This window comes from Lysinibacillus sp. 54212, assembly GCF_036662795.1.
Lineage (GTDB): Bacteria > Bacillota > Bacilli > Bacillales_A > Planococcaceae > Lysinibacillus_B.
On the sequence record NZ_JBAFWZ010000021.1, the window covers coordinates 34,160 to 58,150 of the forward strand.

Annotated in this window: 20 protein-coding genes and 1 riboswitch; of the genes, 6 read left to right on the top strand and 14 right to left on the bottom strand. The window is 39.5% G+C overall.

Annotation, left to right across the window (positions count from 1 at the left end):
* Positions 1 to 290: 290 nt before the first annotated feature.
* The 7 genes from V4T18_RS13815 to V4T18_RS13845 form a co-directional block, all read right to left on the bottom strand.
* Positions 291 to 794: a GNAT family N-acetyltransferase gene (locus V4T18_RS13815; RefSeq protein WP_332650267.1), complete on the bottom strand. Its 504-nt coding sequence runs from the start codon at positions 792 to 794 to the stop codon at positions 291 to 293.
* A 62-nt stretch (positions 795 to 856) separates the two neighbouring features.
* Positions 857 to 4,285: a methionine synthase gene (gene metH, locus V4T18_RS13820; protein WP_332650269.1), complete on the bottom strand. Its 3,429-nt coding sequence runs from the start codon at positions 4,283 to 4,285 to the stop codon at positions 857 to 859.
* A complete protein-coding gene (locus V4T18_RS13825; RefSeq protein ID WP_332650271.1) occupies positions 4,278 to 6,122 on the bottom strand; it encodes a bifunctional homocysteine S-methyltransferase/methylenetetrahydrofolate reductase in 1,845 nt (614 codons plus the stop codon). The genes metH and V4T18_RS13825 overlap by 8 nt, the downstream gene beginning before the upstream one ends.
* A gap of 107 nt (positions 6,123 to 6,229) precedes the next feature.
* A riboswitch (SAM riboswitch) is annotated at positions 6,230 to 6,333 on the bottom strand.
* Positions 6,334 to 6,431: 98 nt separating this feature from the next.
* On the bottom strand, positions 6,432 to 7,817 hold the full coding sequence (gene hemG / locus V4T18_RS13830; RefSeq protein WP_332650272.1) for a protoporphyrinogen oxidase: 1,386 nt from the start codon (positions 7,815 to 7,817) through the stop codon (positions 6,432 to 6,434).
* A 128-nt stretch (positions 7,818 to 7,945) separates the two neighbouring features.
* Positions 7,946 to 9,238 (bottom strand): globin-coupled sensor protein, encoded by a 1,293-nt coding sequence (locus tag V4T18_RS13835; RefSeq protein ID WP_332650274.1) that lies wholly within the window; start codon positions 9,236 to 9,238, stop codon positions 7,946 to 7,948.
* 206 nt (positions 9,239 to 9,444) lie between these two features.
* Positions 9,445 to 10,311 carry a tetratricopeptide repeat protein gene (locus V4T18_RS13840; RefSeq protein WP_332650276.1) on the bottom strand — a complete coding sequence of 289 codons (867 nt, stop codon included), beginning with the start codon at positions 10,309 to 10,311 and terminating at the stop codon, positions 9,445 to 9,447.
* Positions 10,312 to 10,322: 11 nt separating this feature from the next.
* The gene (locus V4T18_RS13845; RefSeq protein ID WP_332650277.1) at positions 10,323 to 11,207 is read right to left on the bottom strand and encodes a LysR family transcriptional regulator; all 885 of its coding nucleotides are present in this window, start codon (positions 11,205 to 11,207) and stop codon (positions 10,323 to 10,325) included.
* A 222-nt stretch (positions 11,208 to 11,429) separates the two neighbouring features.
* Here V4T18_RS13845 and V4T18_RS13850 point away from each other — a divergent pair, with 222 nt between their 5' ends.
* Positions 11,430 to 12,179 (top strand): alpha/beta hydrolase, encoded by a 750-nt coding sequence (locus tag V4T18_RS13850; RefSeq protein ID WP_332650279.1) that lies wholly within the window; start codon positions 11,430 to 11,432, stop codon positions 12,177 to 12,179.
* Positions 12,180 to 12,351: 172 nt separating this feature from the next.
* Here the strand turns inward: V4T18_RS13850 and V4T18_RS13855 are convergent, their stop codons facing one another.
* Together V4T18_RS13855 and V4T18_RS13860 are read right to left on the bottom strand one after the other, a co-directional pair.
* Entirely contained in the window at positions 12,352 to 13,710 is a 1,359-nt protein-coding gene (locus V4T18_RS13855) for an S-layer homology domain-containing protein (RefSeq protein ID WP_332650282.1), read from the bottom strand.
* A gap of 178 nt (positions 13,711 to 13,888) precedes the next feature.
* A complete protein-coding gene (locus tag V4T18_RS13860; protein WP_332650284.1) occupies positions 13,889 to 14,413 on the bottom strand; it encodes a YusW family protein in 525 nt (174 codons plus the stop codon).
* 429 nt (positions 14,414 to 14,842) lie between these two features.
* On the opposite strand from V4T18_RS13860, the gene V4T18_RS13865 reads away from it, so the two are divergent.
* The gene (locus tag V4T18_RS13865; protein ID WP_332650285.1) at positions 14,843 to 16,528 is read left to right on the top strand and encodes a methyl-accepting chemotaxis protein; all 1,686 of its coding nucleotides are present in this window, start codon (positions 14,843 to 14,845) and stop codon (positions 16,526 to 16,528) included.
* Positions 16,529 to 16,597: 69 nt separating this feature from the next.
* On the opposite strand, the gene V4T18_RS13870 is transcribed toward V4T18_RS13865, so the two are convergent.
* Together V4T18_RS13870 and V4T18_RS13875 are read right to left on the bottom strand one after the other, a co-directional pair.
* Positions 16,598 to 16,771 (bottom strand): hypothetical protein, encoded by a 174-nt coding sequence (locus V4T18_RS13870; protein ID WP_332650287.1) that lies wholly within the window; start codon positions 16,769 to 16,771, stop codon positions 16,598 to 16,600.
* Between the two features lie 515 nt (positions 16,772 to 17,286).
* On the bottom strand, positions 17,287 to 18,576 hold the full coding sequence (locus V4T18_RS13875; RefSeq protein ID WP_332650288.1) for a glycoside hydrolase family 18 protein: 1,290 nt from the start codon (positions 18,574 to 18,576) through the stop codon (positions 17,287 to 17,289).
* A 270-nt stretch (positions 18,577 to 18,846) separates the two neighbouring features.
* Here V4T18_RS13875 and V4T18_RS13880 point away from each other — a divergent pair, with 270 nt between their 5' ends.
* The 3 genes from V4T18_RS13880 (at position 18,847) to V4T18_RS13890 (ending at position 20,006) form a co-directional block, all read left to right on the top strand.
* Positions 18,847 to 19,284 (top strand): ABC transporter permease, encoded by a 438-nt coding sequence (locus V4T18_RS13880; RefSeq protein ID WP_332650290.1) that lies wholly within the window; start codon positions 18,847 to 18,849, stop codon positions 19,282 to 19,284.
* A gap of 241 nt (positions 19,285 to 19,525) precedes the next feature.
* Positions 19,526 to 19,738 (top strand): DUF6199 family natural product biosynthesis protein, encoded by a 213-nt coding sequence (locus V4T18_RS13885; protein ID WP_332650292.1) that lies wholly within the window; start codon positions 19,526 to 19,528, stop codon positions 19,736 to 19,738.
* 28 nt (positions 19,739 to 19,766) lie between these two features.
* Positions 19,767 to 20,006: a hypothetical protein gene (locus tag V4T18_RS13890; protein ID WP_332650293.1), complete on the top strand. Its 240-nt coding sequence runs from the start codon at positions 19,767 to 19,769 to the stop codon at positions 20,004 to 20,006.
* 10 nt (positions 20,007 to 20,016) lie between these two features.
* On the opposite strand, the gene V4T18_RS13895 is transcribed toward V4T18_RS13890, so the two are convergent.
* The 3 genes from V4T18_RS13895 to groES form a co-directional block, all read right to left on the bottom strand.
* On the bottom strand, positions 20,017 to 20,652 hold the full coding sequence (locus V4T18_RS13895) for a transmembrane-type terpene cyclase (RefSeq protein WP_332650294.1): 636 nt from the start codon (positions 20,650 to 20,652) through the stop codon (positions 20,017 to 20,019).
* A 275-nt stretch (positions 20,653 to 20,927) separates the two neighbouring features.
* Positions 20,928 to 22,568: a chaperonin GroEL gene (groL, locus tag V4T18_RS13900; RefSeq protein ID WP_332650295.1), complete on the bottom strand. Its 1,641-nt coding sequence runs from the start codon at positions 22,566 to 22,568 to the stop codon at positions 20,928 to 20,930.
* 108 nt (positions 22,569 to 22,676) lie between these two features.
* Positions 22,677 to 22,961 carry a co-chaperone GroES gene (gene groES, locus V4T18_RS13905; protein ID WP_332650297.1) on the bottom strand — a complete coding sequence of 95 codons (285 nt, stop codon included), beginning with the start codon at positions 22,959 to 22,961 and terminating at the stop codon, positions 22,677 to 22,679.
* Between the two features lie 203 nt (positions 22,962 to 23,164).
* Between groES and V4T18_RS13910 the strand changes: the two genes are divergently transcribed.
* Positions 23,165 to 23,902 (top strand): CPBP family intramembrane glutamic endopeptidase, encoded by a 738-nt coding sequence (locus tag V4T18_RS13910; RefSeq protein WP_332650298.1) that lies wholly within the window; start codon positions 23,165 to 23,167, stop codon positions 23,900 to 23,902.
* Positions 23,903 to 23,991: the final 89 nt, after the last annotated feature.

The window sequence follows — 23,991 nt, forward strand, 5'->3', positions numbered from 1 at the left end:
ATAAATCATACAAAACTAGCAATATGACAAACAGAAGCAAACATCACTATTTTTTTATGACATATGTCATATGACCAGGTAATAATTGTATAAACTATATTTTTTTATTGATTCCTCCCTATAAGTCGGGGTTGTTCGTAGTGGAGCCAGCGTGCGTGCATCTGTCACATCGTGTGGCAACGCCTTCGTGAACAACGTCGTGTAGCTGACGCTTCGCTTTCGCTACACAAAACATCTGTTAGTCTCTGGCGCAGCGGAAATCAACCCAAAAGCTATAGCAATGAACCATTTTATTGATTAAAAGGACCTTTTAAATTTAGCTGGTAAAAGGCGAGGTGCAGCCAGCGTTGAAATTTATAGCCGGCATTTTGAATTGTACCTGCGTATACAAAGCCCAGCTTCTCATGCGCTGCAATACTTCCGTCATTTTCCGCATCAATACAAGCGACCATTGTCTTTACACCAGCCTGCTCTGCATAGGCGATTAAATGCTTCATTAACTTCGAACCAATCCCCTTTTTGAAATGGTCCTTATGCACATAAACAGAATGCTCTACCGTATATTGATAAGCGGGATAAGCACGAAACGGACCGTATGTTGCATAGCCAGCTACTACACCGTTATCTTCATACACAAATAACGGCTCACCCGCTGCCACCTTCGCATCGAACCAAGCTAAACGCTCCTCTAATACTTGGGGCTTATACATATAAATCGCTGTGCTATTTAAAATATTGTCATTAAAAATTTCTAGTATTGTCGGGATATCCTCTCGTACTGCTTTACGAATCATATTAATCCTCCATTTTTCAATTTAAAAAGTGCCCTTGTCACAGGACAAGAGCACCTAGTTTCTTAAACGTTAAAATATCGCGCGTCTGGGTGGGCAAAGACAATAGCCGATACACTTGCCTCTGGTTCCATCATAAACCCTTCTGTTAAATTTACACCAATATCTTCTGGCTTTAGTAATTTAAACAGCTTTTCTTGATCCTCTAAATTTGGACAAGCTGGGTAGCCAAAGCTGAAGCGCTGCCCTTGATATTTCGCCGCAAAACGATCACGCATTGTGAAATCCACTCCATCTGGGAAGCCCCATTGGTCACGGATTTCTTGGTGAATACGCTCTGCAAAGCCTTCTGCAAGCTCTAGTGCCGTAGCTTGAAGTGCATGACTTTCAAGGAATTTCCCCGCTTCCTTTAGTTCGCGTGCCTGATCGCTTACACCGCGACCAGCTGTGACAACCATTAAGGCAACATAATCCATTTCACCGCTTCCAACCCTTTTAAGAAAGTCTGCTAAGCATAGAAACGGCGCTACAGACTGACGCGGGAATGTGAAACGCTCAATTTCTGTTTTATGATCTTCCGGGCTATAAATAACAACATCATCGCCATCCGCCTGTGCAGGGAAGAATCGATACATTCCTGAAGGCATTAATATTTCATCAGACAAGTAGCTATTGACAAGCTCATGCAATTGCGTTGCACGCTCATCTCCTTCAGAAAGCAGCTTGTCTACATTGCCTTTCAAGCCAAGGTGATGGCCAATTAACGTACGCATATTCACATAAGGCTGTAAATGTGATACAGCATACTCACGCTTTACATGACGAACCAAATCCTTCGGCAGGAATACTTCTGCATCGCCAACCGTACGTACTGGCTTTGGTGCTTCTGCAACAGGTTTTGCTGCTCGTTTACCATCTGCTTCAAGACGCTTTTCTCTTGCCTCGCGTAGCTCTACTTCTAGTACTTCACGCTCTGCAGGATTCATCAAACGATTCGCTAGCTCTAGCCCCTGCATCGCATCCTTCGCGTACAGCACCGGGCCGTCATATTCACCGGCAATTTTCGTTTCTGTAAATCGACGAGAAAGTGCTGCACCACCTACCATGATTGGTATATCAATCCCCACTTCTTTAAAGTCCATGGCAGTTAATACCATTTGCTGTGCAGATTTAACAAGTAATCCCGAAAGTCCAACGAAATCTGGGTTTTCTCGACGGATCGCTTCAATAAGTTCAGCTGGTGTTACTTTAATACCAAGGTCCACAACCTTGTAGCCATTATTACTTAAAATAATATCCACCAGATTTTTTCCAATATCATGCACGTCACCTTTAACCGTTGCTAACACCATTTTCCCTTTACTTGCGGATTCGTCACTCTTTTCCATAAACTGCTCTAAATGCCCAACAGCTGCCTTCATTACACCCGCAGATTGTAACACTTCGGCAACGATAAGCTGGTTATCATTAAAGAGGCGACCGACTTCAGCCATCCCGTCCATTAAAGGCCCATTTATAATATCTAACGGTGAATGGAACAGCTCCATCGCTGCATCTAAATCGGGAATTAAACCTTCCTTTGTTCCTTCTAAAATGTAATAAGCAAGGCGACCTTCCACTGTTTCAGGTAAACTAACCTCCGCCTTATCCTTCTTCTTATCACGATAAAAATCAGTAAAGACAGCAAGTGTTTCATCATTCGTATTAAAGATTAAATCATTGGCAAGCTTAATTTCCTGTTCTGGAATCGATGCATAACGCTCTAGTTTTTCCGTATTTACAATCGCATAGTCTAAGCCCGCTTGTGTACAGTGATATAAATACACCGCATTTAATACTTCACGCCCGACTGGTGGTAAACCGAAAGATACGTTACTTACCCCTAACACCGTAAGCGTACGTGGTAATTTTTCTTTAATGAGACGAATTCCTTCGATTGTTTCCTCTGCTGCACCAATATATTGCTCATCACCTGTACCAACAGGGAACATTAGCGGGTCAAAAATTATATCCTCAGGTTCAATGCCCCATTTTTCTGTCAGTAGCTTATAAGAGCGTTCAGCAACTTCTAGCTTACGCTCACGACTAACCGCCATCCCTATTTCATCAATTGTCCCGACAACGATAGAGGCACCGTACTTTTTCACAAGTGGTAAAACAGCATCAAAGCGCTCCTCACCATCCTCAAGGTTGATCGAGTTAATAATTGCTTTTCCTTGAGAGAACTTTAACGCTTCCTCCATTACTTTCTCATCTGTTGAGTCGATCACAAGAGGTACCTTCACCTTTTTCACAACTTCAGCCATGAAGCCGCGCATATCTTCTACTTCATCACGGTCTGGGTTTGCTAAGCAAACATCAATAACATGCGCACCGTTTTTCACCTGTGCACGGGCAATTTCTGCCGCTTCCTCAAACATCCCATCGATAATGAGCTGTTTAAATTTACGAGAGCCGATTACATTTGTTCGTTCGCCCATAAATAATGGACGCATAGAGTCATCATATTGAAGTGGCTCGATCCCGGACACTACATGACCATGCGTTTTTTCAGGACGCGGTCGTGGTGAAAAGTCTGCTACTGCCTCACGAATAGCAGCGATATGTGCTGGTGTTGTACCACAGCATCCACCAACAATATTTAACCAGCCTTTTTCCGCAAAGCCGCGGAGCTTTTTCGATAACGAATCAGGTGTCTCGTGGTAGCAGCCCTCTTCATCCGGAAGACCAGCATTCGGATAACAGCTCACATAGCTTGTTGCTAGCTCTGACAACGAACGAATATGATCCGTCATAAACTCTGGACCTGTAGCACAGTTTAAGCCGACTGATAATGGTTTAATATGTTCTATTGAAATATAAAATGCTTCGATAGACTGTCCAGCAAGAGTCGTTCCCATCGGCTCAATCGTACCCGAAATCATAATAGGAAGCTCTGTCCCTAGCTCCTCAAACACCTGACGAATTCCTAGAGTTGCCGCCTTTACGTTTAGCATATCCTGACTCGTCTCTAACAGAATTAAATCTGAACCTGCTTCTACAAGTGCTTTGGCCTGCACATAGAAGTTTTCCTGTAATTCTTCAAATGTAATACCACCTGTGACGGATAGGGTTTTCGTCGTCGGACCAATTGCTCCAGCTACATAGCGAGGCCATTCCGGTGTAGAAAACTCCTTCACTGCCTCTACTGCCAAATGAACAGCGCGCGTGTTAATTTCAACAGCATGCTCGCCTAAATCATATTCATTTAAAACTAGCGGCGTCCCACCAAATGTATTCGTACAAATGATATCTGCACCAGCCTCTAGATACTCTCGGTGAACTTTACTAAGTACATCCGGTCTTGTAATGACTAGATTTTCATTACAGCCATCTAATTCTTCTCCACCAAAATCCTCGGGTGTTAAATTTTCATTTTGAAGCATTGTTCCCATTGCTCCATCAATAATTAAAATTCTTTTTTCAAGTTGTTCGTATATTGAGTGGTTAGGCATTAAATTGTACTCCTTTATTTTGCGCGTCCAGCTCCTTCACATAATCCATCAGCTGCAACGTCATATCATATCGTAAAAACGGTGTAATTAAATAGATTCCATTAAAGTATTGGCAGGCTGTATCTAGTAATTCCTTCGCGATAGCAACCCCTTCAGCAGTCGCCTTCTCCTTATCATCACCACACGCCTCCATTCGGGCTAATACTTCCTCTGAAAGCTTGATGCCCGGTACCTCATGATGCAAGAATTCCGCGCTTCTAAATGATGTGAGTGGCATAATACCAATATAGATAGGTGCTTCTAAATGCTTTGTCGCCTCATAAATTTCTTCAATTTTTTCTTTTGAATAAACAGGCTGAGAAATAAAATAATCACAGCCATGCTCTAGCTTCTTCTCTAAACGATCAACTGCACGTGACACAACACGGACATTCGGATTAAACGCTCCAGCTACCGAGAAGTTCGCCTTTTTACGAAGCGGCTTCCCTGAGAATGAAATTCCTTCATTTAATCCCTTAATCATCGACATGAGCTCCATCGAGGAAACATCATAAACACTTGTCGCCCCTGGGAAATCCCCTACCTTTGTTGGGTCTCCTGTAATAACTAAAATATCGTGGAGCTCAAGTGCGTTTAATCCCATTAAATGTGATTGTAAACCGATTAAGTTTCGATCACGGCAAGTTAAATGAGGTAAAACACGAACGCCTTCCTGTACAAGTAACGCTGACATCGCAATGTTACTTATACGCGGAGAGGCAAGTGAGTTATCCGCCATCATAATGACGTCCGCACCATTTTCATACAGCTCTTTTGCTCCTGTAATAAATCCGTCAATCTCTAAATGTCTAGGTGTATCCAACTCTACAATAACAGAGCGCTCACGCTTCGCCTTTTCATGTAAGGGCTCGTATTTACGAGGCTCAGGCATACGCACAAATTCTGTTTTACCAGGGCGCGCCTCTTTTTCTGTTATCGGCTTACTATTGGCTAATCGTTTTTTCGTTTCTTCAATATGCTTTGGTGTTGTTCCGCAGCAGCCGCCGATTAAACGAACCCCCTGCTTCACTAATTCCTCTGCTGCTCGCGCAAAATAATCCGCCTCTGATTCATATACCACACGGCCATCCTCTACATCTAACAGAGAAGCATTCGGAGAAGCCGATAAAAACGCTTTACTGGGTAAATTTACTTTTTCAAAAGCTTGAATTGTATGGAATGGTCCGAGACGACAATTACTTCCTACAATATCAGCTCCGAGCGCTTCAAGTTCAGTTAACACGTCACAGAATGAAATACCGCCCTGCAATATACCCGGCTCATGCATAGAAACTTGCGCAATGATTGGTAAATCGGTTAATTGACGCACCGTTGTGACAGCCGCTCGAATCTCTTCTACATCATAAAACGTCTCAAGTAAAATGCCATCCACTTCACCAACAATGAGTACCTCTGCTTGCTCACGAATAGCAGACACAATCTCCTCTAAAGTTGCATCACTTTTACGAATCCCTCGAATACCACCAATTGTGCCTAAGACAAAGACGTCTTTACCTGCCGCTGCACGTTTAGCAATACAAACAGCCGCCTCGTTAAACTCCCTCACACGTCCTTCATAGCCGTAACGAGCTAGTTTAATAGAATTGGCACCGTATGTATTCGTTTGAATAATATCTGCACCAGCTTCGATATATTGCTCATGAATTTTTTGAACAATTTCCGGCTTAGTCACATTCATTTCTTCATGACAATAATCCAAGCCATATGAATAAAGTAGTGTTCCAATCGCACCGTCCGCTGTAAGTACGCGCGTTTGTAAAGCTTCAAGCAATCCCATGAAAGTCCCTCTCTCTCTACCAAATAGGTTATGTATTCTTATGAGCACTTTTCTCAGTACAAGAAAAAGCCTTCTTTTCTACAAGAAGGCTTTATACTACGAGTCCCTTCTCATCTTTACGGCAAATGCCGGCTGGATTTAGCACCTGGCGCAAGCTGCGTTGGTTGCTGAAGCTTCATCGGGCCAGTCCCTCAGCTTCTCTTGATAAGAATTATATGAATTTTGTCAATAATTAAAAGAATCATATCGCTATATGAATAGAACGTCAAGACCATTTACTTAAGTAAAGCGGTTTCATGTAATATTTCTTTAAATAGTCGTTATAATTCTCTCTGCAGTTTGCTTTCCATTTTGAATACATGCGCCAATACCTACACCAAAATAGGAGCATCCAGCTACTAGTACATTAGGGTATCGCTCCTCTAAATCTGCTAGTAAAACGGATAACGCTTCATTATGCGCTAAATCATAACGTGGCATCTGACCAATCCATTTTGTTATATTAACTACGGTTGGCTTTGCATCGATGCCTAGGCTTAGTCGAATATCCTCACAGGCTACCTTCGTTAACTCCTCATCAGACATAGCTGCAAATTCCTCGTAACGAGGATTACTATTTTTATAAAATAGTCGAACTAAAAGATTCCCATCTCCCGACGTATGCTTCCACTTTCTACTTGTCCACGTTGACGCATCGCACGAAAGGTCACTATTGTGAGAAACGATAAAGCCTGTACCGTCTGCTGGCAGGATAGCATCAGGAACAAGAAAGCCAAGGTACATCGTAATTGCGGATGCTGTCGTAAACTTACTTAAACTCGTATCTAACTCTTCATCCACTAGTACCGCCTTCACGGTTTCATTCGGAACCGCCAGAACAACCACATCGGCTAAAATCATTTCATTGTTTACTATAACCTCATACTGATCGCCATTCTGCGTAATCTTTTGTGTATCTGCATTTTTCCAAAATTCAACTTCTGGCAACGTCTCCTCTAATCGATCAATTAATGACGATAAGCCTTTTCGAAAGGAGATAAACTTTTTATTAGCAGCCTTTTCAAATTGAGCACGATTCGCTTCAAACCCTTTAATGATACTGCCATAGTCATTTTTATAATCGACTAAATACGGCAGGGTAGAAGCTAGGGATAGGCTGTAAAGATCACCCGAATAAACACCCGCTAGCACAGGGGCAATTTGCTTACGAACGATTTCCTCACCTAAAAAGTATTCTAAAAACTCACCAATCGAACTTTCCTTTGTGAAATTCGTATTGGGCATTGTTAATTCTTGTAGAGCTCGTGCTTTCCCTTCCTCAGAAATAAGCGTACTAGCATGCAGTGACTCACTACTCATCGGAATACCAAACGTCGAACCAGCAGGTATTGCATGTAGCTCATTATTTGTATGAATATAGGAAATACCCGTTTCGTTATAAACAAGCTCATCTTCAAAGTCTAGCTCACGAACTAGCTCTAGTACTCCAGGATGTCGTGCAACGATTGAATCAGCACCCGTTTCCATAATAAAGCCCTCTACCTGCTCTGAATGGATTTTCCCACCTAGGTATTCATTTCGCTCAATCAAAATTAGTCGTGCATCTTTCCCTTGCTCGCTCATTTGTCGTTTCAAATAGTGCATCGTACATAATCCTGTAATACCTCCACCAACAACAACAACAACTGTTTTCATAACTACAACTCCTATACATACATAATTGTTCTACGAATAGTATAAACTCTTTTCTTTCATAATACGTGTGACTTCTTTTACAAAAAAGAAAAGGATGACCAGAAAGTGAAAACTTTCTGAACATCCCTTTAATGATTTAATTCCTGTGCAACAGTAGCTAGTCGATCCGCTGAACGGGTTACTTCATCGAATGCAACACCTAACTCCTGCACAATAGCATTGATTAGCTCAACTTCTTGTTGGATTAGACTGTTTTGTTGCTTAGAATCACATACTGATTGTAGGATTTCCGAAAATTGCTGAGAGGACTGCTCCATACTATCCTTCCCCACTTGAACAGAGGCTTGAATTGTACCTAACGAACCTTTTAGTTTATTCGTTTGCTCGTTCGTATTATGCAAAAGCTCCTCAACAGTTGATGTCGAGGCGCGTGTTTGCTCAGCTAATTTACGTACCTCCTGCGCCACAACAGCAAATCCTTTTCCGAATTCCCCTGCTCGTGCTGCTTCAATAGCCGCATTTAAAGCAAGCAAATTCGTTTGATCAGCAATGTTCGTCACAATTGCCATAATACCTTCCATTTGCTTTGCATTGTCCGCTAGGCTATGAACATCATCGCCAATTTGATCTACAGACATAATAATCGATTGCATCGTCTCTGACTGTTCATGCATTTGCATCTTCCCGTCATTCGCTTGTTGTTCAGCATTGTCAGAAATTTCATTCGCCCTTGTCGCATAGTTTGCCAATTCAATTGACTGGCTTGTCAGCTGATGAAATGAAGCATTCGTTTCTTCAGATATAGCAGCTAAGCTTTCTGTTGACTCAATGATTGAACTACCTACAAGTCTTTTTTGCTGCTCGACCTTAGACTTCTGTTCCTCGACAGTAGCCTCAAATGCTTCAAGCACTAGTTGCTGCTCTAAATTCAAAATTTTCGAAACCGCCTGCAATACTGCAAAACGATCTTCTCCATGAGCAATATATTGTTGAACTAGCTTCATAAAAGAAAGATTCAACGTTTGAAATGCTGCAATATAACTTCTTGTTGGCAAACCAATCCGCACATGAACACGCGCAATAATCTCTCGCTTTTGAATAAACTCCTCATCAATTAAGCCGCTAAACATTTCATGAATATGCTTTTTCAATGTTATTTTTAATCTCTCGACAGTGCTATGATTATGAATAATAGTCGTTAAACATGGATCCATACCTAATACACTATAAAAATCATCCACTAATTCGTTAAGATGCAAGTCTACATACGGCTGTAAAACTTGTAAATACTTCAAATCCTGCTCATTCAATTGAAGCATATCCAGTTGCAGCTGGATTTTGTTATTATTATTTATGAGAATATTGACTTCGTTTTTATTTATGTCGATGCGCTCTTGATGTAATGTCTTTTTAAAAAACATTTAACTCACGCTACTTTCGATTAAAATTTAACCCTATTAAAGATTACTATGGAATTCTTTATATACAAGAAAAAATTATACATTTTTTAGAAAATAAGAAATTAGTTTCATTACGAACACTACAATTGTTATTTCTCCTTATTTAATTATTAATACTACCTACTAAAGTACCTGTTTTAACACGATGAATACCGAATTTAATCCCTTTACATAAAATCAACTTGAGCGTGTAGTTGTTTTTCTGCAGCTTCCATCCACTTTTTGGCCTCTTCTTCATTTTTCGTCACACAGCACCCTGATCCATATAAGCGTGCTAAATTTACTTTAGCCTGATAATCATCAAGGAGCGCTGCCTGCTTGTAATATTGAACTGCCCGCTGGCAATCCTGCTCTACGGCAATCCCTTGTTCATACAAATAGCCTAAATTAAAAATAGCATCAACATAAAATTGCTGAGCTGCCTTTTCAAACCAAGTGATTGCTTTGCTATAATCCTGTTCTACTTCGAGGAGCCCCTCTAAATAAATAGACCCCATTCTGTATTGCGCCACATCATAGCCACCTTCTGCAGCGAGCATATAATAGTCCAATGCCTTGTCTTCGTTTATGTCTGTTCCTAGCCCTTGCTCATACATGATACCCAATGTAAACATTGATTCGACAGCTCCTCGGTCTGCTGCAAACGTAAACCATTTCAGCGCAGTCTCCTCATCGACCTCTACACTTTCTCCATTTAAGTACATATCGGCTAAATTATTTGCCGCATCCAGATGTCCCTGCTCTGCCGCTTCTTTATAAAGGATAAATGCTCTTTCCTCGTTTTCTGCAACGCCCCTACCTTCTAAAAAACAATTCGCTAATTCATATTGGGCTACCACTTCTCCTAACTGCGCCGCTTTTTCGAACCAGTAGCACGATGCTTCATCCTCATGTAAGTCTCGCAGGATATATGCAATTTCAACCATGCTCTCTGTATTCCCCGCAACCGCGCGATTGAAACCTTCTATTAACTCCGGATAGTGTATATAATTTGATTCTAATAGTTGCCTAATCCCCTCTTCATTTTCAAACAATGTAAGCCCCCCTATTTTTCTTTAAAATATTCAATTAAAAACTGTTTAAATTCATTTACTGCAGGTGACAAATAACGTTCAGCTGCCCACGCAACGCCAATTTTCCTATAGCAATCTGGCGAACTAACACGTATTTTTTTTATATTAAAATGATCGAGTCCCTTAATATTTGGAATAAGCGACACTCCTAATCCTGCCGCAACAAAGCCTGCAACAGTATGCATTTCTTCGCCTGAGAATTTCGTATTCGTTGTGACGCCCACCTTTTTAAATAATTCATCCACTATTTGACGTAAGGCATTGCCTCTTTTAATAGAGATAAATGGTTCATCCTTGATCTCCTTCAAGGCTATCGTTTCTCTATTTGCAAAACGATGCTTCTTTGGCACAATAACAAATAACTCCTCCGTCCATAGCTCTATCCAGTTTATCTCGATGAGCCTCGATTCAAACTCCTGGGAAAGACATAAATCAATAGCCCCCTCCTCTAACCGTTTCAATAAGTTAAGCGATGTCGCCTGTGTTAGCGAAAACTCCATATGTGGATACTTCTTTGGAACGATGGCCATTAACTCCGGCACTACCTCCATTCCTAATGTATGAATAAATCCAAGAGAAACCTCACCATGCCCTGGCTTTATAATATCTCCAAACTCCTGCTTCATCTTATAAAACTCGGCTAATATAACATCTACACTTTCTAAAAAAAGTTTTCCGTATCGATTTAATGCAATAGAACGACCTTGCCGATCAAAAAGAGGGACTCCAAGCTCCTGTTCAATATTAGAAATCGACTTACTTAATGCTGGCTGTGATATGCTAAGCTTCTCTGCAGCGCGTGTCATATGCTGTAATTGAGCAACTACTTTAAAGTATTCTAATTGTTGAATTTCCATTGAAAATCACACCCTGCTTTCATAACTAATAGGAATTGAAATGATAAAAATAATAAATTGTACTTATGTATTTATAACACTATAATAGGCATTAGCAAAACGATTTCTTATCAAATTTTTTTATTAATTACAACTATTATCTAAGAATTTTCAAACAATTGTCACATTTCCGTGAACTGTTTGAACGCATTTATTAACGAGGACAAAGGAGTCTGTTTTAAAATGAAGATCATCCCACCGAAACCGTTCACATTTGAGGCAGGTAAACGTGCAGTACTATTACTACACGGTTTTACTGGCAATACAAATGATGTAAAGCGGCTAGGTAAATATTTATCTGAACGTAACTATACTGTGCATGCTCCACTTTATAAAGGGCATGGAGCAGATCCACACACACTGATTCAAACGAACCCTATCGAATGGTGGAATAGCGTTATTGAAGGCTATGACAAACTACGCGAGCTAGGCTATGAAGAAATTGCTGTAGCAGGTGTTTCACTTGGTGGTATTTTCTCATTAAAATTAGGTGTGGAGCGTCCGACAAAAGCAATCGTTACAATGTCTGCACCAGCGATAGCGAAAAATGCAGAAAGCCTGCAAAAGCGCATTGTTGATTATGCAATTAATTACAAAAAATTATCTGGTACTTATGATGCAGCAGTAGACAGTCCTAATAAGGTTGCAGAACTTGTGCAAATGCCTTCACTTGACTATTTACAAGGCATGATTAATGATACTAGTAGTAGACTAAATAACATTAGTTCGCCTGTTCATATTTTACGCGGTCTAGAGGACGATGCTTATTACTGCGAAAGTGCAGATTTAATTTATAGCTCAGTTAGATCACCTATTAAATCGGTTAAAACATTTATTAACTCTGGTCATATTTTAACACTTGGAAAAGAACGTGATTTAGTATTCGAGGAAGTTTATCGTTTCTTTGAAGGGTTAAAATGGAAAGAGCAATAAAAATAGTCGTAGGTAGCTCAAGGGGCGCTATGACAAATAAGCTATAACAGACTTTATTATCCCCAGCAGAATACCCCTTCTGCTATATATACATCAAAATAAGCTACGGGTAAGATTCCCCATCTTACCTCGTAGCTTATTTTAATTTCGGTACTTTGTCGTATATTTAGAACTATTTCTCTAATAGCTTATAAAAATTCACAATCATCTTAGCAGCCTGTGCACGAGTGACGTACTCTTTTGGCTTAAATTCGCCATTGCCAGTGCCTTCTGCAATTTTAAAATCATATACGAATGAGATTGCATCTTTGTATACTTCATTATATGAGGAGATATCTGTAAACGTTGCAACTTTTTTCGGCACATACTTCTCACCTGAAGCATGCTCGTATGCACGGTGAAGCATTAACGCTAATTGAGCTCGTGAGATATTATCATCTGGCTTAAATAAGTTCCCGCCAACACCATGAATAATACCAGCCTCATAAGCTGCAGCAACTTCCTTTTGAGTTACTCTATTATATTTCCCCATATCATAAAATGGTACTGAATTTTTCGCTTCAAGATCAAGTACACGAGTTAATATAGATGCCGCTTGTACGCGTGGCAATTGATTTTGAGGTCGGAATGTCCCATCTCCATACCCTTTCATCAAGCTATAATAATGAGCCTGCTCAATATAATCACGTAACGGATGATTCTCTATATCCTTAAAATCAGGTAAAATTTCTGGAAGTGATGTCAACATAATATAATCTAGCACCGGCATTAAAAATTCATCCCTTACCGCTTCATAGCCCTCTTCACTTAAATGGATGTTCTTTGGGTTAGGCAAATACGTTTTATAATCCGAGGCAATCACATTCGCCACAGGGATAAAATGTGCTCCACTTGCCTTTGCAAGCTGCCCTACCGTCGCATCTAATGTTGACACAGCATATGAAAGCTCCGTTTGATAGCCCTCTAAGTATGGATACGGATTATAGTAGCCCATAATAAAAATTTCTGCATTTTGATTTAATAGCTTTATTTCTTTTAGTATAGCAGCATAATTTGTAGCAACCGTTTTTATTCCTGCTTGAACACCGACAATATCGATTTTAGGTACACCTGTCTCATCTTTTGATAAATATTTTAATAGATCATTAGCGCCAACACTAATCGTAATAATCTCCGCTTGGCGTACAGCATCTCTAAGCGATGCTTGCTCTTGTTGTTGCCCATTTAAATTAACTACGGGCTTTGTTACATCACTTTTTAATTCACTTAGTGCTTTTTCTGTCGTATAGCCTGGATATGCAAAGCCTTTATTATATGATTCTAGCAACTCTTTTTCTAGAATTCCCTGTGCTAAAAAGTCTGCATAGCTTCGACCTAGGCCATTTAACTCATTCACCCCAGCAGCTAATGAATCCCCTATTGCTAAATAATCCACCGGTTGCCCACTATTACCTCGCGCTGAAGCTGGTAAGGCTAGTTGAAGCACGAGTAACAATACGATAAAAACTTTAAACACATTTAAAACGAGCAATATTTTCCCCTCCCTAATAGATCGTTCTTACTTACAATATAACGTAAAGGTTAAAATGAGGTTAAATAAATATACATTTTCCGATAAAATATCCTAATGCACAAAATAAAAGGCATCGAAAAGTGATACATCCCACCTTCGTTGCCTTAGTGATCCTATTTAATTGTTAGGAGCCTCATTATTTTGTGAATGTATATTCTCGTTTTGTACCATCACTAAATGTTACGTCAACATCAATTTTCGTATAGTCGTCTGAAATAGAAAAAATAGATACGATTTGATTTAACACCTCGTCATTGGAGGTGGATTCATCAAAGTTGATTTGCTTTAATAAAGGTCTTAATTTAGAGTACGCCTCATCTCCACTAAAGTATTCCTTATTCCGATCATCTTCAATTGAGGCTTCCACAATTCGTTGATTTTCCCGTAGCTGATACTCATAATCCGCCTCATACGCTTCTGTTGCTGAATACTCTACCTCTAATGAAAACTCAGAAAAATTATACTTTTCACCATCCTTATCTTGCAACATATTATCTTTTACATTTTCATCTGTCCCTACATCATCCTTATTGGTCCCCATATTAGCCGTTGTGTTGTCGCTATTCGTATCCGGATTCTCTACAACATCGTTATCGTTGTTACACGCAAACAGTACTCCAATCGATAGCAAAACAATAAGCAATAGGCGTTCATTAATCATGAAAGCACGCTCCTTTTTATTTTTTAATATGCGCTAAGAGAGCAAGAATCATGTGAAGAAAATAATGTATTTTCCCCACGTGTTTATTTACCTATTATTGTTAATGCAAGCGTGTACAACGTTGATTTCCGCTTCAATCGAAAACAATGTTCGTCTTTTTATGCGAAATCACCATTTATAAAATTTACACCAGTAAAAATTTTTCTATGTGTTTTTTTAACCTAGTTTTAACCTTTAGTTTGTATACTCTAACCTAAGGCGGAACGAAAAAACATCCTAGATTTCGCGTAACTTTAATTTTCAGAAAATTTACATATTTAACCCCGGTAATTTATGTTACTATAAAGTAAAGTTACCAAAAAATTATAATCATATAGTGAACAATAGCATTCCCATTATAAACACACTAATTTGAAAGGGTGCGGTTTTATGAAGCTCAGATCTATCAGTTCACGTATTTTATTAGGCTTTAGTTTTATCATCTTATTTATTATTGGTAACAACACCTTCAACAACCAGCTACAATCAAAAGAAAATAAAGCTTTCGAATCTATCTCTTCACAGGAACTTCCTATTCTTATGGCAAACTATGAGCTTGCAACATCCATTCACGCTCGTCTTGCTGCAGCTCGAGGCTATATGCTAACAGGCGAACCACACTACAAAGATCTTTTCTTTACTTATGTTCAATCTGCACAGGAAAATGCTGACTTCCTTCTTTCCACCCCAGAATCGGCAAAATTTCAATCTCTTTACGATAAAGCTGTCCAATGGCGACAATTAGTCGAAAAGGATGTTTTTAATGTTTATGATGCGGGCGATGCTGAAACAGCACTTGCAAATTTGGCTATTCTTGAAAAAACCGGAGATGAAATCCGATTAGGATACGAGGAGCTTGCCCAAAATGGACGCGATCAAATTAATCAAACAACAGTAGAACTCCAAAAATCTGGTCAGGAGGGATTAATAAAAACAATCGTTTTTGGGCTTATTTTAATCGTTGCTAGTATCGTTTTCGCGATCTATACAGCGAGAAAAATATCAAGACCTGTAAAAGCCCTCTCAGAAAGAATGTCGTTTATTATTGATGGTGATTTAAGCTTACCTGCTATGCCTCCAACAACAAAGGATGAAGTAGGTCATTTAACCGAGCAAACGAATGCCATGTCCGAACGAATCTCAACGATACTAAGGGAGATTCAAGATACTGCTGGAGAGGTTGCGGCAAGTAGTGAGGAGCTTACACAGGCGGCTCACGAAGTAAAAGAAGGTACCATTCATGTGTCGAAAGCTATGAGCGAAATTACGAACGGTACCGAGCTCCAAGCATCTAATGCTAGTAATATTGCCATTACAATGAACGATTTTGCTAGTAAAATTTCAGATTTGCACCATTCCAGTGACAGCTTAAAATCACACTCCTCAACAGTTATGACTCTTACAGCTAATGGTCGTGAGTTGATGGAGCATTCAACCTTACAAATGAATACGATTGACCAAATTGTTCAAGGAGCCGTTGAAAAGGTTGAAGGATTTAGTAATAATACGCAGCAAATATCCAAGCTTGTCTCTGTTATTCATGATATTGCTGACCAAACGAATTTGCTTGCACTTAACGCTGCAATCGAAGCGGCTCGCGCTGGGGAGCATGGTAAAGGCTTTGCCGTTGTAGCCGATGAAGTACGAAAGCTTGCCGAGCAAGTATCTGTCTCTGTTGTAGATATTTCTAATATTGTTGAGAAAATTCAACACGAATCTATTATTGTCACAACCTCTTTAGAGCAAGGCTACAGTGAGGTTGAGAAAGGCACGTTACAAATCGCTTCTACGAACGACACATTTATTAGAATTGCAGATGCTCTTCGCCTAATGGTAGATAATATTAATGGTATGTCAGAAAAACTCGCTGTTGTGGCCGATAGCTCTACTCTAATCAACCATTCTATCGATGAAATAGCGGCTGTTTCTGAGCAATCTGCTGCTGGCATAGAGGAAACTAGTGCTACTGTAGAACAGGCGGCGAGCTCGATGGAGGAGATTTCTGAAAACGCAGGAAACTTAGCACAGCGAGCAGAGCTAATGAATGATCTTGTTAAACAATTTAAGCTCTCATAGCATAGTAAATCCCGCTACTTTTCATCATAGCGGGATTTAGACTGTAGACAATCGGATATTAATTCGAGTTTACTTGCAGTCTTTTTCTTTTAACAACAATGAGTAAGAAACCGTTGATTTCCGTTCCAGGCGCTCCCTTTCCGCAGGCACGGCTTCAACTAATTTTTGCGGCGAACCGCCGCAAAAATGGATTTTCAGCTCGCGCTTTTCCTGCTGGAGTGTCGCGCCTTTCACTCCAATCAACTAGTATTGACTAATAGTAAAATAAGTTGCTCTCTACTTAATTTAAATGCTTCAAGTGATAATAAATATGATTATAAAAAATTAAATCCATGAACGTTTACAACTTGAAATGTTTTCAAACAGCTTGTATCAGGAGACCACTTCTTCGTAAAGTAAATGCAACCATCTTTATCATTTTCATTTAACCATTTGGGGGAAAGCTGATTGTGCCAGTTGCCATTAGAAAATTTTATTAAAATACGTCGGAATACAAGGCAACCCCCTACACGTAGACTTCTGTGGGATAGCGATAATGGAACGAAGGCAAAGACCGTCACGTCGTGTGACTACGCCTTCTTGACCAACATCGTGTTGCCCCGAGACCCCGCAGAATTTGCACCTGTGCAAATTTGAGGAGGCTCGGCGCTCGCCCACGAAAAGCGCAGTGGCGGGGCTTGCCGATTTTTAAGGAATGATTTGTCTACAATCTGAATCAGGCTACATGTATCTAGCAGGATTTTCTTACATACTGTTTCTTATAATTTCTTCACATTAAAATTCGAACCAATGAGCAACCAGTTCTGTGGAAATGGCAGACCGAGCTTCCAATAGGCAACACCACGTAGTCCTAGGCGCTTCACTAAGTTAAATTTCGCTCCAATCGACCTTGCATCCTCGAACCACACGACATGCTGCTTCCCAGACTCATCCACATAGTTGAAAAATGGAGCACTAGCAACGGGGTCAAACTGAATCATTACATTATAACGTCTCGCTAGCTCTAGCGCTCGTTGTGGGCTCAGTGCCTTAGCATAAGGTCCTCCAGGTACATATGGAAGGGTCCAATCATATCCATATAGGTTTTGCCCCATCATAATTTTATTTGCTGGTATTTCAGTCAAGGCATAACGTAGCACCTTCTCTACTTCTCCAATTGGTGATACAGCCAAAGGGGGACCAGCAGAATAGCCCCATTCATATGTCATAATTACAACAAAGTCTACAATTGAGCCAATTAACCGATAATCATGCGCCTCAAACCACACTCCTGGCTGATCCGCTCTTGTTTTCGGTGCAAGTGCTGCCGACACTAAATACCCTTCTGGATGGAATTTTTGTACCGCTCTTCGTAAAAAATTACCATAAGCTACACGCTGATCGCCTGGCAAAGCCTCAAAATCAAAATGAATATCAGTAATGCCTCCAACCTTACGCGCTTCTTTTACAATATTATCAAATAAAATATCCTGTACGGCTGTACTTTGAAGAATATCTCTTCCTAATTCCCCACTGAACGCCCCTTCCTCTAGGTTCGTAATGACCATCGACATCGTTGCACCGTGCTGCTTTGCGATTTCTGGAAGTCCTGCAACTGGTGGAGCCGTAAGCGTACCATCCCGCTTTGCCTGATAACTAAATAATGCTAGGTAGGTTAAATATGGGCTCGCTTCTCGGGCTTGCTCCAATAACAAATCACTGACGGTATCTCCCCGCGGCTCAATATACGCCATTATTTCCGCATTCATTTTTGGTGGTGAAGGTATATAAAGGCGCAGTCCAACCCATAACGTTTGATTCGGATCTAAACCATTGATTTGAGAGAGTGTCACATAATTTATTCCAAAACGTTGCGCAATAGACCACAGGCTATCCCCAGGCTTTACCCAATAAAATCGACCAACAATCGGGATTACTAACGCCTGCCCTATGACTAACTGATTTGGATTAGGAAGTTTATTAGCATCTACAATTTGATCAACCGTTACCCCGTAAGCCTGTGAAATTTTCCATAATGAATCACCCTGCTGCACAACATGTATATGCATCCCCTTACCTCCCCTCATAAAGCAATTAATAAAAACATTACTTAACTTTATGAACTGCATTTACGGAACATGCAATTTTTTAGAGATATCGTCGAACACTTTCATTCATTTCATGACGGTGCGCGAGACTGTCGGTAGTTGGTCAGACCAATAGTATTCATAAAAAAAAGCAGAATTTAAATTATATCAAATGATGGAAAAACATTACTAATCAGTATATATTTTTAACAAGGAGAAAAAGCATTTACTTACTGTTTATAAAACCCTTCCATGGGAGAAAGGCTGATAAAGGTGTTTAATGAACTTTTTTATCAAAAGGTACAACGCTCACGAATGGGCTTTTTCATCTTTATTTTAGTTATTCTTTTATTCCATACAGGTATTACTTTTACGTTTGTTATTCCAGGGTTAAAAGGTTTTACATGGTCTCAATTACTTCTTGCATTACTGATGTATTTTATTTGCGCTAATATTTTTGTTGGCCTTTATACGAAACGGGCATGGCTCGTTTTTATTATTACTTTACTATTAGGTTATTTAGGAATGGGTTGGCGTATATGGCTTGAATGGGGAGAATATACACTAGCAGAATATTTGCATCAAGCTATCTTAATTTTTTATCCTATGGTAATCGCCCTTTTAATTACAGGAACTTACAGTATTATCGACTTTTCTAGAAACCGAAAAAATGATGGGATCGACAGCTAGATCCTTTAATGTACGTGGAGGATTAATCATGAAATTTAAATTATTGGCGAATGAAATTAACGATTTAGTCAGCTTAATGACAAGTAATCTTTTGGAATACCACGGTGATGAGATAGTTATAGTTTTTTGTTGATTCATTTATTTTCTTAACTTATAGACATAAAAAAGTATTTATTGCAGTAATGTACTTTTAAAAAAAGTAGATATAGAATAGATAATTTATTAAAAAAGAGGTTACTTTATGCCATTATTTGTTGGAAGTATACTTGTTTTATTTGGTTTATTAAATATTTTACTCCCTGGTCTTGTTTGGTTTTTTTCTATAGGATGGCAATTTCGAGATGCCGAACCTAGTGACACTGCCCTTAAAGTAAACCGTATTATTGGTTATTTTCTTTTAATCGTGGGCGTTTGTTATATTTTATCCTTTTTCTTCCCAAGTATTACAGCTTAGCTTTTGTCTGTTCGAAGGAGGTTATCATTTGAGTAAACTAATGATCAGTCATGCAATGTCCGTTATAGCTTCGCCTTTTATTTTCTCTTTTTCATTGGCATTTGCTTTTGGTGTTTACTACAAGGATTTCTCAAATATTTTCGAGGGTGTTCCCTTTATTGCTTTCCAAACATATATCATCTATCTTTTAGCCTCACCTCTTCTGGTATATGTATTCTATCAATATCTTTTTCTCTACATGACTGTTTCACTTTCTTATCATAACTAAAAAATCACTCTTAACTAATGTAAGAGTGACTTTTTCTATTTACCTTATAAATTAAACCAATATACATCAAATCATATATTAAAATAGCCACACTAATAATTGTAATCAGGTTTGTTTTGAAATAGAAATAAGAAGCAATCGAAGCACATAAAGTGCCCAGCATTTTAAAAATGCCGATAGCTGACGATTGCCCCTTCAAACTCCCTCGCCAAAATAATAATGAGATAAATAAGCCCGACATCATTAAATTTTGAGAAAAAGCAATATACTTCCCTTCGAAATCATTAATTTCATGTATGATTGTCAACATCATAAGAAAGCTAATGCCTAGTGTTATGAAAAAGGATGAATAAAAAAGCGTCCTTGATAGGTATTTTTTAAATTCCCTTGGACCGTAAATTAAATATTGCCTCAGTATGACAATATCCAGGGCAAACCAAATCATCGTGATTTTCTGTTGTAAATCATTTATTGGGTAAATGAATGCAAAAATGAATTCCCATGAAATATTGGCACAAATCGCAACCATCGGCATCCCATATGCCTTATCTCGAAATCCACGAAATATAATGAGTATGTATGTCACAATCCAAAATAGACCCATTCCTAATTGCATCACTAATAACCAATTAATTTGATTCGTCAAATACACCATCCTTTTGATTAATAAAACCTGCTGCTCACCTCTGTTACTATATGAGAAGTATATTAAATTTTATACCAAAATTAGATTCACCATTGAGTCCTGAAATACCTTCATAAACGCTGAATAAAAACTTAGTATATCAACATGTAACAAAACTAAAAAAGAGCCCACTCACAAGTTCAGTGAACTTATGAGTGGGCTCAGTTAAGCAAATGTTAAATTTAAGACAGAGCTTATGTGTAAGTGGTAGAGCCTCAAAGGGTTTGGGGCTCTAATTACATCATCCCTGGCATTCCGCCCATTCCACCCATATCAGGCATACCCATACCTGCACCAGCTGGTTCTGGAATGTCTGCTACTACTGCTTCAGTTGTTAAGAATAGAGCTGCTACAGAAGCTGCGTTTTGAAGTGCTGAGCGAGTAACTTTTGCTGGGTCTACGATACCTGCTTCCATCATGTTTACCCACTCGCCTGTTGCTGCGTTGAAGCCAGTTCCTACTTCCTCGCGTTTTAGACGGTCAACGATGATTGAACCTTCAAGACCTGCGTTGTCAGAAATTTGACGTACTGGTTCTTCAAGAGCACGTAGGATGATTTTCACACCTGTTGCTACGTCGCCTTCTACTGTTTCAAGTACTTTTTCTACTGCACCGTATACGTTTAGAAGGGCAGTACCACCACCTGATACGATACCTTCTTCTACTGCCGCGCGTGTAGAGTTTAATGCATCCTCGATACGAAGTTTACGCTCTTTTAACTCTGTTTCTGTTGCAGCACCAACTTTGATGACTGCTACTCCACCAGCTAATTTTGCTAGGCGCTCTTGTAATTTTTCTTTATCGAATTCAGATGTCGTTTCTGCAAGCTGTGCACGAATTTGACCTACGCGAGATTCGATTGCTACTACGTCACCAGCACCTTCAACGATTGTTGTGTTATCTTTAGATACAACAACCTTTGCCGCGCGACCTAGTGAAGTTAAGTCAGCTGTTTTTAAGTCTAAGCCTAGATCTTGTGTGATCACTTGACCACCTGTTAAAATCGCGATGTCTTCAAGCATTGCCTTACGACGATCACCGAAGCCAGGTGCTTTTACTGCTACTGCATGGAATGTACCACGTAGCTTGTTTACTACTAGTGTTGCTAGTGCTTCACCTTCTACATCTTCCGCAATCATCAGTAGTGGACGACCTTGTTGTACAACTTGCTCTAGGACAGGAAGTACTTCTTGGATGTTTGTAATTTTTTTATCTGTAATTAAAATATATGGGTTATCAAGTACAGCTTCCATTTTATCTGTATCAGTTACCATATAGTGAGATGCATAACCGCGGTCGAATTGCATACCTTCTACTACGTCTAGCTCTGTTGTGAAGCCTTTAGACTCTTCGATTGTAATAACACCGTCGTTACCAACGCGCTCCATTGCATCTGCAATGTAACCACCGATTTCTTCGTCAGCTGAAGAGATTGCCGCTACTTGTGCAATTGACTCTTTATTTTCTACTGGACGAGAAATAGCTTGCAGCTCAGTTAAAGCAGCCGCTACAGCCTTGTCCATCCCTTTACGAATACCTACAGGGTTTGCACCAGCTGTAACGTTTTTTAAACCTTCACGAATCATTGCTTGAGCTAAAACTGTTGCAGTTGTAGTACCATCACCAGCGATTTCATTCGTTTTTGACGCTACCTCTGCTACTAATTTTGCCCCCATGTTTTCATACGGGTTTTCTAGCTCAATTTCTTTTGCAATGGATACACCGTCATTTGTAATTAATGGAGAACCGAATTTTTTCTCTAACACTACGTTACGGCCTTTAGGTCCTAAAGTTACCTTTACAGCGTTAGCTAATTTATCTACACCTTGAAGCATTAATGAACGAGCTTCTTCTGAGAATTTAATATCTTTTGCCATTGTGATTAACCTCCTGAATTTAAAAACGTTTATTTAATAGAATCATAATACGCATGGCAGCACCTACTATTTATAGGGGCTTACCTGTCTAGATTGAAATATTCAAGATTAACCGATTACTGCTAATACATCGCTTTCGCGTATAATTAAATACTCTGTACCTTCGTATTTAACTTCTGTACCAGCGAATTTTGAGAAGATGATTTCGTCGCCTTCTTTCACGTCAAGCTCGACACGAGTGCCGTTATCTAGTACACGACCTGTTCCCACAGCAACGACTTTACCTGTTTGTGGTTTTTCTTTTGCTGAGTCTGGAAGGACGATACCAAATGCCGTTTTCTCCTCTACCTCAACTAGTTCGATAATGATACGATCACCTAATGGTCTTAACATGAAACAACCTCCTACAAAATATGTTTGTTTATTTTAGCACTCGTCAATAAAGAGTGCTAACACATTTTTAATATTAATAAATTCTTTTTTTTTTTGCAAGCGAGAACATCAAAAAATTTTGTTTTCTTTCCATTTTCAACTAAAATAAAGCTAGCGCCTATACATCATAGTCAAAGAAAGAGGGAGTTATTCCATTGAGCACGATGCAATCACCGAGGTTTAAAGCACAAAAAACCGCGTTCTATATTTTATTAACGTATATTTTTGTCTTTCAGCTATCTGCGTTTATTTTATTCATTCCTGGTTTACGGGAGTTTATAGTTGGCTTAATTGACGCTCCAGCAGCGCAAAAAGGTTCTATCTTAGTTGCCTGGTGGTCCACTATTTTTGGTATCCTATCACTAATCATTTGTCTTGTGCTAGTCAACCGAAATAAGCAATTTTTCAACATCTTTAAAGGGGAAAAGGCCTCAACCCTTCAAGCGATCGGCTGGGGCATTATCGGTTTCTTCCTAGTATTATTAGGTCAATCGATTGGGGCATATATCGAAATGGCTATCGGGATAGAGGCCGGCTCTGAAAATACAGCCTCGTTAACAGAGTTGGCAAAGCTAGCACCTATTATGATCCTCGTTATCGCGATTATCGGGCCGATTCTAGAGGAGCTAGTATTCCGCCGTGTAATTTTTGGTTCCCTTATTCAAGTACAGGGCTTCTGGGTATCAACGATAGTTAGTGCAGTAGTATTTGCTGCCATACATTTTGATTTTACCCATATCATACTATATACAATTTGTGGTTTAATATTCGCATTTCTATATTACAAAACAAAGCGTTTGCTAACTTCTATCGTTGCCCACATTCTATTAAATAGTTTCGTTATCGTTGTACAATTAAACATCGAGAAGCTTCAAAAGATGGTCGACTCCTTGCCGCAATAAAAAAGATGCCGTCAAAAAATAAAGTGTACCCTTCGTAAAGGACATTTTGAAAAAAGCCTAGGCAACTTGTTGAAGCTGCTGTCTGTATT

Bases quoted from the DNA above. Each gene is read 5' to 3' on its own strand.
- V4T18_RS13815 (WP_332650267.1), bottom strand. From the start codon at position 794: ATGATTCGTAAAGCAGTACGAGAGGATATCCCGACAATACTAGAAATT.
- metH (WP_332650269.1), bottom strand. From the start codon at position 4,285: ATGCCTAACCACTCAATATACGAACAACTTGAAAAAAGAATTTTAATT.
- V4T18_RS13825 (WP_332650271.1), bottom strand. From the start codon at position 6,122: ATGGGATTGCTTGAAGCTTTACAAACGCGCGTACTTACAGCGGACGGT.
- hemG (WP_332650272.1), bottom strand. From the start codon at position 7,817: ATGAAAACAGTTGTTGTTGTTGTTGGTGGAGGTATTACAGGATTATGT.
- V4T18_RS13835 (WP_332650274.1), bottom strand. From the start codon at position 9,238: ATGTTTTTTAAAAAGACATTACATCAAGAGCGCATCGACATAAATAAA.
- V4T18_RS13845 (WP_332650277.1), bottom strand. From the start codon at position 11,207: ATGGAAATTCAACAATTAGAATACTTTAAAGTAGTTGCTCAATTACAG.
- V4T18_RS13850 (WP_332650279.1), top strand. From the start codon at position 11,430: ATGAAGATCATCCCACCGAAACCGTTCACATTTGAGGCAGGTAAACGT.
- V4T18_RS13860 (WP_332650284.1), bottom strand. From the start codon at position 14,413: ATGATTAATGAACGCCTATTGCTTATTGTTTTGCTATCGATTGGAGTA.
- V4T18_RS13865 (WP_332650285.1), top strand. From the start codon at position 14,843: ATGAAGCTCAGATCTATCAGTTCACGTATTTTATTAGGCTTTAGTTTT.
- V4T18_RS13875 (WP_332650288.1), bottom strand. From the start codon at position 18,576: ATGCATATACATGTTGTGCAGCAGGGTGATTCATTATGGAAAATTTCA.
- V4T18_RS13880 (WP_332650290.1), top strand. From the start codon at position 18,847: ATGGGAGAAAGGCTGATAAAGGTGTTTAATGAACTTTTTTATCAAAAG.
- V4T18_RS13885 (WP_332650292.1), top strand. From the start codon at position 19,526: ATGCCATTATTTGTTGGAAGTATACTTGTTTTATTTGGTTTATTAAAT.
- groL (WP_332650295.1), bottom strand. From the start codon at position 22,568: ATGGCAAAAGATATTAAATTCTCAGAAGAAGCTCGTTCATTAATGCTT.
- groES (WP_332650297.1), bottom strand. From the start codon at position 22,961: ATGTTAAGACCATTAGGTGATCGTATCATTATCGAACTAGTTGAGGTA.
- V4T18_RS13910 (WP_332650298.1), top strand. From the start codon at position 23,165: ATGCAATCACCGAGGTTTAAAGCACAAAAAACCGCGTTCTATATTTTA.